The 12,175-nt window shown below is 74.7% G+C and carries 12 protein-coding genes; 11 read left to right on the forward strand and 1 reads right to left on the reverse strand.

Translation table 11 applies throughout. From position 1 onward, the window contains the following. The first annotated feature begins 68 nt into the window (after positions 1–68). The 3 genes from HNR61_RS50030 to HNR61_RS21930 are packed head-to-tail and all read left to right on the forward strand — an operon-like array spanning position 69 to position 4,658. A complete protein-coding gene (locus HNR61_RS50030; protein WP_182845030.1) occupies positions 69–1,343 on the forward strand; it encodes a sensor histidine kinase in 1,275 nt (424 codons plus the stop codon). Then, a complete protein-coding gene (gene clsA / locus HNR61_RS21925) occupies positions 1,333–2,163 on the forward strand; it encodes a cardiolipin synthase ClsA (protein ID WP_376770265.1) in 831 nt (276 codons plus the stop codon). The genes HNR61_RS50030 and clsA overlap by 11 nt, the downstream gene beginning before the upstream one ends. After that, the gene (locus HNR61_RS21930; protein ID WP_067833574.1) at positions 2,160–4,658 is read left to right on the forward strand and encodes a mannose-1-phosphate guanyltransferase; all 2,499 of its coding nucleotides are present in this window, start codon (positions 2,160–2,162) and stop codon (positions 4,656–4,658) included. Before clsA ends, HNR61_RS21930 begins: the two co-directional genes overlap by 4 nt. Before the next feature lie 25 nt (positions 4,659–4,683). On the opposite strand, the gene HNR61_RS21935 is transcribed toward HNR61_RS21930, so the two are convergent. Beyond that, positions 4,684–6,024 carry an aminotransferase-like domain-containing protein gene (locus HNR61_RS21935; protein ID WP_182845031.1) on the reverse strand — a complete coding sequence of 447 codons (1,341 nt, stop codon included), beginning with the start codon at positions 6,022–6,024 and terminating at the stop codon, positions 4,684–4,686. 71 nt (positions 6,025–6,095) lie between these two features. On the opposite strand from HNR61_RS21935, the gene HNR61_RS21940 reads away from it, so the two are divergent. The 8 genes from HNR61_RS21940 (at position 6,096) to HNR61_RS21975 (ending at position 12,163) form a co-directional block, all read left to right on the forward strand. Continuing rightward, on the forward strand, positions 6,096–6,746 hold the full coding sequence (locus HNR61_RS21940; protein ID WP_182845032.1) for a LysE family translocator: 651 nt from the start codon (positions 6,096–6,098) through the stop codon (positions 6,744–6,746). 36 nt (positions 6,747–6,782) lie between these two features. Beyond that, complete coding sequence (locus tag HNR61_RS21945) at positions 6,783–7,724, forward strand: DUF881 domain-containing protein (RefSeq protein ID WP_182845033.1); 942 nt, start codon at positions 6,783–6,785, stop codon at positions 7,722–7,724. A 22-nt stretch (positions 7,725–7,746) separates the two neighbouring features. Further along, positions 7,747–8,079 carry a small basic family protein gene (locus HNR61_RS21950; protein WP_182845034.1) on the forward strand — a complete coding sequence of 111 codons (333 nt, stop codon included), beginning with the start codon at positions 7,747–7,749 and terminating at the stop codon, positions 8,077–8,079. Beyond that, positions 8,076–8,849 (forward strand): DUF881 domain-containing protein, encoded by a 774-nt coding sequence (locus tag HNR61_RS21955; protein WP_182845035.1) that lies wholly within the window; start codon positions 8,076–8,078, stop codon positions 8,847–8,849. The genes HNR61_RS21950 and HNR61_RS21955 overlap by 4 nt, the downstream gene beginning before the upstream one ends. Positions 8,850–9,135: 286 nt before the next feature. Next, positions 9,136–9,663, forward strand: a complete 528-nt coding sequence (locus HNR61_RS21960) for an FHA domain-containing protein (RefSeq protein WP_067831831.1) — start codon at positions 9,136–9,138, stop codon at positions 9,661–9,663. A gap of 88 nt (positions 9,664–9,751) precedes the next feature. Further along, a complete protein-coding gene (gene ftsR, locus HNR61_RS21965) occupies positions 9,752–10,555 on the forward strand; it encodes a transcriptional regulator FtsR (protein WP_182845036.1) in 804 nt (267 codons plus the stop codon). Between the two features lie 142 nt (positions 10,556–10,697). After that, positions 10,698–11,168, forward strand: coding sequence for a bifunctional nuclease family protein (locus HNR61_RS21970; protein WP_067831827.1), 471 nt, complete (start codon positions 10,698–10,700; stop codon positions 11,166–11,168). A 389-nt stretch (positions 11,169–11,557) separates the two neighbouring features. Then, positions 11,558–12,163 (forward strand): MerR family transcriptional regulator, encoded by a 606-nt coding sequence (locus tag HNR61_RS21975; RefSeq protein WP_182845037.1) that lies wholly within the window; start codon positions 11,558–11,560, stop codon positions 12,161–12,163. Positions 12,164–12,175 lie beyond the last annotated feature (12 nt).

Consider the following 12,175-nt stretch of genomic DNA (forward strand, 5'->3'; position numbering starts at 1 on the left):
GAGATGGTTATGGCCCCTGGGTCGGGGGCGGGTGCGGGCACCGCCGCGTCCCCCGGCAGGATGGCCCTGTGGCGACGGTGCTCTGGACGCGCGGGGCGCGTGACACGGTGATCGCGGTCGCGCTGCTGGGCGGCGCGCTGGCGATGGCGGCGGCCTGGCCCTGGACGCGGCCGCTCGACGCCGCCGGGGCGCTGCTGCTGGCGGGCGTGTACCTGCCGCTGGCCCTGCGCCGCCGCCGGCCGGGCGCGGTCCTGGCCGTGACGATCATGGCGGCGCTCGGCTTCCACGTGCTGCAGTACCAGCACCACGCCGCCGTCCCCGGCGAGGTCGCCGCCCTGTTCAACTACGCCGTGCTCGGCCGCCGCCCGCGCGCGGTGCTGGTCGGCGCGATGGCCCTGCTGGCGGCCGGGGCCGCCGCGTGCGCCGCGCTGCTCGGCGGGCGCGCCGCGATCGAGCAGATCGCCATGATGGAGGCGGTGATCGCCGCCGTTCTGGTGGTGCAGGCCTGGCGGATGCACCGCGCCCGCATGGCCGCGATCCTGGAGCGCGCCGAGCGCGCCGAGCGCGACCGCGCCGAGGAGGCCCGCCGCCTGGTCGTCGAGGAACGCCTGCGCATCGCCCGCGACCTGCACGACCTGCTCGCCCACAGCATCACCGTCGTCGGCGTCCAGGCCGGGGCCGCCGCCCACCGGGTCGCCGGGGACCGCCCCGTCGACCGCGCCGAGCTGGCCGCCACCCTCAACGCGATCGCCGCGACCTGCCGCGACGCCCGCCGCGAGCTGCGCGCCACCCTGCGGCTGCTGCGCGGCGACGACGCGCCCGCCCCGCTCGCCCCGCCGCCCGGGCTGGCGGACGTCGCCGACCTGGCCGGGGCCGCCCGCGCCGCCGGGCTGGTGGTCGACCTCGCCGACCGCCTCACCGGACGGGCCGGGCCGCAGCCGGCGCCGGAGGTCGGCGTCGTCGCCTACCGGATCGTCCAGGAGGCCCTCACCAACGTGATCAAGCACGCCGGGGCGCGCCGGGTCCGGATCGGCCTGGCCCGCGACGGCGACGCGCTGGCGGTCACGGTGGCCGATGACGGTCGCGGCCCCGGACCGGGAACGACCGAGGGGTACGGGCTCGTTGGGATGGCCGAACGCGCCCGCAGCGTCGGCGGCGCCGTGCGCACCGGACCCGGTCCGAACGGCGGTTTCACCGTCACCGCCGTGCTCCCCCTGGAGCCCGGAACCACCGACGGCGGGGCCCCGGCCGTGACCCGGACACGGCCGGGGGCTTCCCGATCCTTGACGGTAGGGTCAGGATCATTGGGGGACAGGGGAGGCGAACACGTCGGTGAGTGCTGAGGTCAACGGGACACGCGAGCCGGGCGGCGGTTCCGACACCGCGCCGGACACCGCGGCGGGCCGCGTGTCAGGGGCCGCGGGGGACCCCGTTCCGGACCCGGTGTCGGACCTGGTCCCGGACGCGGCGTCCGGCCGGATCTGGACAGTGCCCAACCTGCTGAGCTTCGCGCGGCTGCTGGGCGTGCCGCTGTTCCTGTGGCTGGTGCTGGTCGAGGCCGACGGGTGGGCGCTGGGCGTGCTGGTGCTGGCCGGGCTCACCGACTGGCTGGACGGCAAGCTGGCGCGCGCCCTCAACCAGACCAGCAAGCTCGGCGTCGTGCTGGACCCGGCCGCCGACCGGCTCTACATCCTGGTCACGCTGATCGGGCTGGCGGTCCGGGACATCATCCCGGCGTGGCTGGTGGTGCTGCTGGTGGCCCGCGAGTTCGCGATCCTGCCGATCGGGCCGATCACCCGGCGCCTCGGCTACCGGGGCGCGCTGCCGGTCCACTTCATCGGCAAGGCCGCCACGATGTGCCTGCTGTACGCCTTCCCGCTGCTGCTGCTCGGCGACCACACCGGGGCGATCGCGACCGGGGCCAGGGTCGTCGGCTGGTCGTTCGCCGTCTGGGGCACCGGCCTGTACTGGTGGGCGGCGGCGCTCTACTGGTGGCAGACCCGGCAGCTGGTGCTGGCCGACCGCGCCGGGCGCGGGGCCGCCGCGTCCGCCGGCGGTCCCCCCGGCCCCGATTCCGACCCGGACCCCGCCGGCGCGGCGGATCCGGAGCCCGGACGCGACCGCGGCCCGGGCGACCAGAAGGGAGCGGAGACCACCCGATGAAGGCCGTCGTGATGGCGGGCGGCGAGGGGACGCGGCTGCGTCCGATGACCGCCAACCAGCCCAAGCCCCTGCTCCCGCTCATCAACCGGCCGATCATGGAACACGTGCTGCGCCTGCTGCGCCGGCACGGGTTCGACGAGACCGTGGTCACGGTGCAGTTCCTGGCCGCGCTCATCCGCAACTACTTCGGCGACGGCGAGGAACTGGGCATGTCGCTCAGCTACGCCACCGAGGAGATCCCCCTCGGCACCGCCGGCAGCGTCAAGAACGCCGAGGAGGCGCTGCGCGACGACCGCTTCCTGGTGATCTCCGGGGACGCGCTCACCGACATCGACCTGACCGACATGGTGCGCTTCCACGAGCGCAACGGCGCGCTGGTCACCATCGGCCTCAAACGGGTCCCCAACCCGCTGGAGTTCGGCATCATCATCGCCGACGAGCAGGGCCGCATCCAGCGCTTCCTGGAGAAGCCGACCTGGGGCCAGGTGTTCTCCGACACCGTCAACACCGGCATCTACGTCATGGAGCCGGAGGTCCTGGACCACGTCGCCAAGGACGAGCAGGTCGACTGGTCCGCCGACGTGTTCCCCAAGCTGCTGGCCGAGGGCGCGCCGCTGTACGGGTACGTCGCCGACTGCTACTGGGAGGACGTCGGCACCCACGAGTCCTACCTGAAGGCCCAGGCCGACATGCTGTCGGGCAAGGTCGGCATCGCCCTGGACGGCTTCGAGATGTCGCCGGGCGTGTGGGTCGCCGAGGGCGCCGAGGTCGACGCCGAGGCCGTCCTGAAGGGCCCGCTCTACATCGGCGACTACGCCAAGGTCGAGGCCGGCGTGGAGCTGCGCGAGTACACCGTGCTCGGCAGCAACGTCGTGGTGAAGGAGGGCGCGTTCCTGCACCGCGCCGTCGTCCACGACAACGTGTTCATCGCCCCCTCCACCAACCTGCGCGGCTGCGTGGTCGGCAAGAACACCGACATCATGTCCGGCGCCCGCGTCGAGGAGGGCGCGGTCATCGGCGACGAGTGCGTCATCGAGGCCGAGGCGTACGTGTCCAGCGGCGTGAAGGTCTACCCGTTCAAGACGATCGAGGCCGGGGCCGTCGTCAACACCAGCGTCATCTGGGAGTCGCGCGGCCAGCGCAACCTGTTCGGCCCGCGCGGCGTGTCCGGGCTGATCAACGTCGAGATCACCCCCGAGCTCGCGGTGCGGCTGGCCAGCGCCTACGCGACCACCCTCAAGAAGGGCTCCACGGTCGTCACCGGCCGCGACGCCTCCCGCGCCGCCCGCACCCTCAAACGCGCCGTGATCAGCGCCCTGACCGCCTCGGCGATCAACGTCCGGGACCTGGAGGCGTGCTCGCTGCCGGTCGCCCGGTTCCAGGTCGGCCAGGAGGACTGCGCGGGCGGCATCTACATCCGCACCACCCTCGGCGACCCGCAGGGCGTGGACATCCTGTTCCTGGACTCCTCCGGCGCGGACCTGTCGCTGACCGCCCAGCGCAAGCTGGAGCGCGTCTTCGGCCGCCAGGAGTACCGGCGCGCGTTCCCCGGCGAGATCGCCGAGCTCGCCTACCCGGCCCGCATCGTCGAGACCTACACCCGCGACCTGCTGCGCCGCGTCGACACCGGCGGGGTCCGCGAGGCCGGACTGAAGATCGTCCTGGACTGCGCGGGCGGCACCGCCTCCCTGGTGCTGCCGTCGCTGCTCGGCCTGATGGGCGTGGAGGTCCTCACCCGCAACAACGCCCTCGACGAGGCCAACCCCACCGAGACCCTCGCCGAGCGCATGCGCGACCTGCAACGGCTCGGGGAGCTGGTGTCGTCGTCGCGGGCGGCGTTCGGCGTCCGCTTCGACCCGGTCGGCGAGCGCATCTCCCTGGTCAACGAGAACGGCGAGCTGATCAGCGACGACCGCGCCCTGCTGGTCATGCTGGACCTGGTCGCCGCCGAGCGCCGCGGCGGCCGGGTCGCGCTGCCGGTCACCACCACCCGCGTCGCCGAGCAGGTCTGCCGCTTCCACGGGGTGCAGGTCGAGTGGACCTCCACCTCCCAGGACGTGCTCACCAAGGCCGCCGCCCAGCCCGACGTGATCTTCGCGGGGGACGGGCGGGGCGGGTTCCTGCTGCCGGAGTTCACCGCCACCATCGACGGGATCGCCGCGTTCGTCCGGCTGGTCGGGCTGGTCGCCCGCACCCGCCTGACCCTGTCCCAGATCGACCGCCGCATCCCCGAGGCGCACCTGCTGCGCCGCTCGGTCCCCACCCCGTGGGCGGCCAAGGGCGGCGTCATGCGCACGGTGGTCGAGGCCGCGGCGGGCCGCCGCATCGACACCACCGACGGCGTCCGCGTCGTGGAGCAGGACGGGCGCTGGGCCCTGGTGCTGCCCGACCCGTCCGAGCCCGTCACCCACCTGTGGGCCGAGGGCCCCGACACCGACTCCGCCCAGGCCCTGCTGGAGGAGTGGGCGGTCGTGGTGGAGCGCGCCGGATCCTGACCGGTCCGGCGCGGCGGGTGGAGGATCAGTCGGCGAGCACGTCCTCGGGCGCCGCGCACGCGATCTCGGCGAGCGCGCCCAGCGCGCGCCCCAGGACGTCCGGCGGCGGGGAGGCCAGCCCGATCCGCACCGCCGAGGGGGCCGCCCCCGGCCCCACCGTGAACGCCGCGCCCGGCGTGACCGCGATCCCGCGCCGGGCCGCGGCCGCCACGAACGTCTCGGCCCGCCACGGCTCGGGCAGGTCCCACCAGCAGAAGTAGGAGCGGGCGTCGGTCGTGATCGCCGCGCCCGCCAGCCGCTCGGCGACGATGAGCTGCCGGGCGGCCGCGTCGGCGCGCTTGGCGCGGCCCACCTCCGCCACCGTCCCGTCGCCGATCCAGCCGGCGGCCGCCTCCAGCGCGTAGCCGGTGGGCAGCCACGCCCCCGACCGCAGCGCGGCGGCGATCCGCGCGGCCAGCGGGCGGGGGGCCACCGCGAAACCGAGCGTCAGGCCCGGGGCCAGGCGCTTGGACAGGCTGTCGACCAGCACGACCCGCCCGGGGGCCAGCGCGGCCAGGGGCGCCGGGGCGTCCTCGCGCAGGAACGCCCAGACCGCGTCCTCGACCGCCGTCAGCGCCAGCCGCTCCAGCGTCTCGGCCAGGGCGGCGCGCCGCGGCGGCGGCATCGTCGCGCCGGTCGGGTTGTGCAGCGTCGGCTGGAGGTACACCCCGGCCAGCGGGGCGCGGCGGTGGGCCTCGGCGAGCGCGTCCGGGCGCATCCCGTGCCCGTCGCCCTCGACCGGGACCAGGACGACGCCCAGCCGCGCCGCCACCCCCTTGATCACCGGATAGGTGCGCGCCTCCACGCCGAGGCGGTCCCCGGCCGCCGCCAGCGCCGCGACCGCCCCGGCGATCGCCTGCCGCCCGTTGCCGGTGAACAGCACGTCCCCGGGGTCGGGCGCCCAGCCGGACCGCGCCAGCAGCGACGCCACCGCCGCCCGCGCCCCCGGCGTCCCGGCGGCCGGAACCGGCCGCAGCGCCGCCTCCAGGACGTCGGGGCGCAGCAGCCGCGCCAGCCCGCCCGCCAGCCGCTCGGCCTGCCCGGCCACGACCGGGTAGTTCAGTTCGAGGTCGACGCGCGCCCCGGCGGGCTCGACCAGCGGGGGACCGGCCGCCGGGACGGCAGCCCGCACGAACGTGCCGCGCCCCACCTCCCCGGTCACCAGCCCGCGCCGGGTCAGCTCCCGGTAGACGCGGGCGGCCGTGGAGGCCGCCAGGCCGTGCCGCCGGGCGAAGGCGCGCTGCGGCGGCAGCCGGTCCCCGGGCCGCAGCCGCCCGGCCGCGATGTCCGCCGCGACCGCGTCGGCGACCTGCCGATAGTGCTCCACCGGAACCTCCCGATTGCACCGAGTGCAAAGTCATTATTGCACCTCGAAAAGCCGGGGCATAGCATCGAGCAATGATCTCCCTCGGTGCAGTGGCCGGACTCGCCGTCGTGGCGTTCGGCATGGTCACGTCCCCCGGCCCCAACATGATCTACCTGGTGTCCCGCTCCCTCACCCAGGGCCGCCGCGCCGGGTTCATCTCCCTGGGCGGGGTGGCGACCGCGTTCCTGGTCTACGTCGTGGCGACCGTGGCCGGGCTGTCGGCGCTGTTCGCCCTGGTCCCGGCCCTGTACGTGGCGCTGAAGCTGGCGGGCGCGGGCTACCTGCTGTGGCTGGCCTGGCAGGCGGTCCGCCCCGGCGGGCGCGGCGCGTTCACCCCCACCGAGCTGCCGCACGACCCGCCGCGCAAGCTGTTCGCGATGGGCCTGATGACCAGCCTGCTCAACCCCAAGATCGCGATCCTGTACCTGTCGCTGCTGCCGCAGTTCATCGAGCCCGAACGCGGCCACGTCGCGCTCCAGGGCCTGCTGCTCGGCCTCACCCAGATCGTCGTCGCCGTCACCGGCAACGCCCTGTGGGTGCTCGCCGCCGGGGGCGTCGCGGCGTTCCTGGCCCGCCGTCCCGGCTGGCGGCGCTTCCAGCGCTACGCGATGGGCACCGTGCTCGGCGGGCTCGCCGTCCACCTTGGACTGGACCGCTCCAAGATCGTGGTGGCCGCCCCCTGACCTGCGGGATTTTGCGAATCTTGCCATGATGGTCCGGTGACGGGACGACAGCGCGGCAAGACGGGAGAGCCGAGGACCGGGGACCGGCCGCCGGGATGGCGGCCCGACGCGTCGATGTCCCTGCTGTCGGACATGTTCACGGGCAGGCTCCTGGACCCCGGCTACGCCGAGGCCGCCGCCCGCCGCGCCCGCACCGGCGAGACCGCCGGGCGCGGCCTGCGCGGCCTGCGCGGCACCGGGGTGCTGCTGGTGCTCGTCCTGGCGGGCCTGCTGGCCACCGTCGCGGGCGCCGAGGCGCGCCGCAGCGAGCCGGTCGCCGCCGCCCAGCGGTCCCGCCTGGTCGAGCAGATCCGCGCCCGCACCGGCGAGACCGACGCCCTGCAGCGGCGGCTGGAGCGGCTGGGCGCCGAGACCGAACGGCTGCGCGCCGCCGCCCTGGCCCGCAGCAACGAGGGCGACGACGCCCGCCGCGCCCTGTCCGCCGCCGAGGGCGCCGCGGCCGCCGCGCCCGCCTCGGGGCCCGCGCTGGTGGTCGTGCTGGACGACGCCCCCCGCTCCGGCGGCGACGGCCGCGCCGGGGGCCGGGCCGACGAGGGCCGGGTCTATGATCAGGACATCCAGGTCCTGGTGAACGGCCTGTGGGCGGCCGGGGCCACCGCGATCGCGATCAACGGGCAGCGGCTCACCCCCACCACCGCCGTGCGCACCGCGGGTGAGGCGATCCTCGTCGACTACCGGCCGTTGAGCGGCCCCTACGAGGTGACGGCCCTCGGCGACCCGGACCGGCTGGAACGGGCGCTGCGCGGCTCGCCCGCCGACCGCCGCCTGCGCGCCCTCGCCGACCGGTTCCGGATGCGCTACGAGTGGCGGCGCTCGGCCTCCGCGCGGCTCCCGGCGGGGAGCGCGCTGCGCCTGCGGCACGCCCGTCCGCTGCGCGAACGGGAGGAACCGGACCGGGAGCGGCGGGGGAGACCATGAGCGGGGGGAAGGAGATCCGAGGGTGATCGCACTGATCGGCCTGGTGGCCGGGGTGGCGCTGGGGCTGCTGCTGGAGCCCACCGTGCCGCTGTGGCTGCAGCCCTACCTGCCGATCGCCATCGTGGCAGCGCTGGACGCCATGTTCGGCGGCGTCCGCGCCCGGCTGGAGGGGATCTTCGACGAGAAGGTGTTCGTCGTGTCGTTCCTCAGCAACACCATCATCGCCGCCCTGATCGTCTTCCTGGGCGACCAGCTCGGCGTCGGCTCCCAGCTGTCCACCGGCGTCGTGGTCGTCCTCGGCGTCCGGATCTTCTCCAACGCGGCGGCCATCCGGCGGAAGCTGTTCGGCGCATGAGCGACCGGGAGAAGGACGAGCACCGCGACGAGCGCCCCGACGAGCACCCCGACGAGCATCCGGGCGAGCGCCCCGCCGAGAAGGCGTCCGGGAACGGCCTGGCGGGCCTGGTGGACCTGCTGCGCCCCCGCACCACCTGGGGGCAGCTCGTGGGAGGCCTGCTGTGCCTGGTGGTCGGTTTCGCGGTGGTCGCCCAGGTGCAGACCACCCAGCACGACACCACGTTCGCCACCGCCCGCCAGGACGAGCTGGTCGGCATCCTGTCGGATCTGTCACAGCGCTCCGAGCGGCTGCGCGGCGACCTGCGCGACCTGGAGGGCGTCCGGGTGGGCCTGGAACGCGACGTGCAGGGCGAGACGGCCCTGGAGGAGGCCCGCCGCCGGGCGGCCACCTACGGCCTGCTGGCGGGGACCCTCCCCGCCGAGGGACCCGGCATCGAGGTGCGGATCGACGACCCCCGCGGGACGGTGCGGTCGGTCCACCTGCTGGACGCCCTGCAGGAGCTGCGCGACGCCGGAGCCGAGGTCGTGCAGGTCAACGACGTGCGCGCGGGCGCCGGCACCTACTTCCTGGACTGGTCCGGCGGCATCGAGGCCGACGGCCGGCGGCTGCAGGCGCCCTACCGGTTCCTGGCCATCGGTGACGCGCACACCATGACCACCGCCCTCAACATCCCCGGCGGCGTCGTGCGCACCCTGCAGGCCGCCGGGGCCACCGTGACGATCACCCCGAGTGCCCGTGTCGCCGTGCGCGCGGTACGGTCGGGGTGACGGATCGCGGGGGCCGGTCACGGGGGCTTGTCCGCGCGGCGGCGTAGACCTGCGATCATTGTCGAATGTAGCTTGGGAGGCGGCCGGCTCTCCGCCATGGTTGACCCCTCGGGCACTACCCGCGTAAGTTGCGGCGACCGTCGTGTCACAAGGCGGCGTGAGCCGGACCGAGGCCGGGGGGCGGGTCCCCGGCGTGGGTTGGTAGAAGGATGCGCGTGGCGCGGGCGGCTCCCCGGACCGGGGCGGCCGTGGGCGCCGCGCCGATCGTAGGAGGCCGAGCCGATCTATGCCGAGCGTCTACTGCACGCAGTGCGGTCACGCCAACCCGGATGATGCCCGCTTCTGCTCCAATTGCGGCACACCGCTGGCGCGGGGCGCCTCGCCCTACCGGGAGTCGCCGGGCGAGTCCACCTCCACCATCTCCATCGGCGGGTTCGAGGCCCTGGACAACGACCAGGGCGAACCGGAGGCCGCCGGCCCCGAGCAGGTCGCCGTGGAGGCCCTGCCGCCGGGCACGGCGCTGCTGGTGGTGAAGCGCGGCCCCAACGCGGGCAGCCGCTTCCTGCTGGACAAGGACCGCACCTCCGCCGGGCGGCACCCCGAGAGCGACATCTTCCTGGACGACGTCACCGTCTCCCGGCGTCACGCCGAGTTCTCCCGCCACGGCGGCACGTTCTCGGTGCGCGACGTCGGCAGCCTCAACGGCACCTACGTCAACCGGCAGCGGATCGACCAGGCGGGGCTGTCGGGCGGCGACGAGGTGCAGATCGGCAAGTTCCGCCTGGTCTTCCTGACCAACCCGCAGCACGGCTGACCGGTCCGTCCGGCGCGTCCGCCAGGCGGGCGCGCCGGACCGGCAGGCGGGCGCACCACCGGACGAACGCGGCGACGAGGGGAGGGGCATGACGGCACAGCCGGCCCGCGCCCTGATGACGATCGGGGACGTCCTGGGGCTGCTCCGGGAGGACTTCCCGGACGTCACCATCTCCAAGATCCGCTTCCTGGAGGCGGAGGGGCTGGTCACGCCCCAGCGCAGCCCCGCGGGCTACCGCAAGTTCTCCGACGCCGACGTCGAGCGGCTGCGGTTCGTGCTGACCGCCCAGCGCGACCACTACCTGCCCCTGCGAGTGATCCGCCAGCGCCTGGAGGCCCTGGACCGCGGCGAGCCGCTGCCGCCGCCGGACGCGCGCCCCGCCGACGGCCGCCCCGACGGCCGCCCCGACGGCCGTGCCGACGGCGGGAACGGCGCCGCGCCGCGGGGCGCCGGTGACCCCCGCCCGGGGGAGGGACGCGGCCCGCGCACCCTGGTCGCCGCCGACGCCGCCGCCCCCGGCCCGCAGGTCCGCCTGACCCGCCGCCAGCTGCTCGACGGCGCCGGGATCGACGAGGCGCTGCTGGCCCAGCTGGAGGAGTACGGGCTGGTCGGCCGCAACGGCACGCACTACGACGGCGAGGCGCTGACGGTCGCCCGGACCGCCGCCGCGCTGGGGGAGTTCGGGTTCGAGGCCCGGCACCTGCGCGCCGTCAAGGCCGCCGCCGACCGGCAGGTCGGCCTGGTCGAGCAGGTCGTCGCGCCGCAGCTGCGCCGGCGCAGCCCCGGCGCGCACGAGCAGGCCGCCGACACCGCCCGGCGCATCGCCGACCTGGCCGTACGGCTGCACGCGGCCCTGGTCGCCACCGGTCTGCGGGAAAGCCTCGACCCCTGATCATGGGCCGGGCAAAGGATTTTGCCACCCCGCCGACCGGACGCGGCGACGGTCACCGGGTGTACGTTGGCTACAGGGGTCGGTCAGGCGACGATCCGGGCCACGTGGTGATCGAGACTTCGAGGACCAGCAGGGAGCCGCTGTGAAGCAGATGGAGGTCGTCGGCGTCCGGGTCGAGATGCCCTCCAACCAGCCGATCGTCCTGTTGAAGGAGAGCGACGGGGACCGCTACCTGCCCATCTGGATCGGGGCGGTGGAGGCCACCGCGATCGCCTTCGCCCAGCAGGGGGTGCTGCCGGCGCGGCCGCTCACCCACGATCTGTTCCGGGACGTCCTGGACGCCCTGAGCGTCCAGTTGCGCACGGTGAACATCACCGCGCTGCGCGAGGGCATCTTCTTCGCCGATCTGGTGTTCTCCAACGGGGTCGAGGTCAGCGCCCGCCCGTCGGACTCGATCGCGCTGGCGCTGCGCACCGGCGCCACGATCTTCGCCAGCGAGGACGTGCTGGAGGAGGCCGGGGTCGCGATCCCCGACGAGCAGGAGGACGAGGTGGAGAAGTTCCGCGAGTTCCTCAACACCATCACCCCCGAGGACTTCGGCCGCGCGGGCTGAGCCGCCCGCCGCCACACGGCCCATCCACGGCCCATCCACGGCCGCCCCCGGGCGGCGTGCCCGTGATATCCCGGGGACGCTCCGTGGCGCGCCGCAGCTCCCGTTGCCGCCCTCCTGTGCCGTTCTGCACGTTTATGCCCTTGGACGAGTGTTCTTGCATCGCGGCGATCGAGCCGTTTCCGCCCCGGGCGTAACGGGGTAGGAGTTCCAGGAGAGCGAAGGTGTGCAGTTTGCCCACGTGAAGCCGGTTCATCCGGGCATGCGACGCGCCGACGACGAACGTTGACCACACCCTGACCGGCACCTACCGTGCTGGTGGAACACCCGTGGTGCAATTCGTCAAACCCCCTTGACGGAACACAACGGGCTGATAGAAGCCGGAGGTCCGCGTGGCGGTGAGCAGCGGCGAGGGCAAGGCGACCCCCGACAGGCATGTGGCGTCGCAGCGCGCCGGAGAGCAGGGCCTGCTCTTCGAGACGCAGGTGTCGGCGCCGCCGGAGGACGTCGGTTACCGGGGCCCCACGGCGTGCGCCGCGGCGGGAATCACCTACCGCCAGCTCGACTACTGGGCCCGCACGGGCCTGGTGACGCCCAGCGTCCGGCCCGCGCACGGGTCGGGCAGCCAGCGCCTGTACAGCTTCCGCGACATCCTGGTGCTCAAGGTCGTCAAACGGCTGCTGGACACCGGGGTCTCGCTCCAGCAGATCCGCACGGCCGTGACGCACCTGCGCGACCGCGGCGTGCAGGACCTGGCCCGCATCACGCTGATGAGCGACGGCGTGAGCGTGTACGAGTGCACCTCCGCCGACGAGGTCGTCGATCTGGTGCAGGGCGGTCAGGGCGTGTTCGGGATCGCTCTGGGACGGGTGTGGCAGGAGGTGGAGGGCACCCTGGCCGAGCTTCCGGCCGAACGCGCCGAGCCCGACGCCATGGGCCCTACCGAACACCCCCACGACGAACTGGCCCACCGGCGCCGGGCACGTAGGACCGGCTGAGCCCTGCCCGGA

Source organism: Actinomadura kijaniata (assembly GCF_014138665.1).
Taxonomy (GTDB): Bacteria; Actinomycetota; Actinomycetes; order Streptosporangiales; family Streptosporangiaceae; genus Spirillospora; species Spirillospora kijaniata.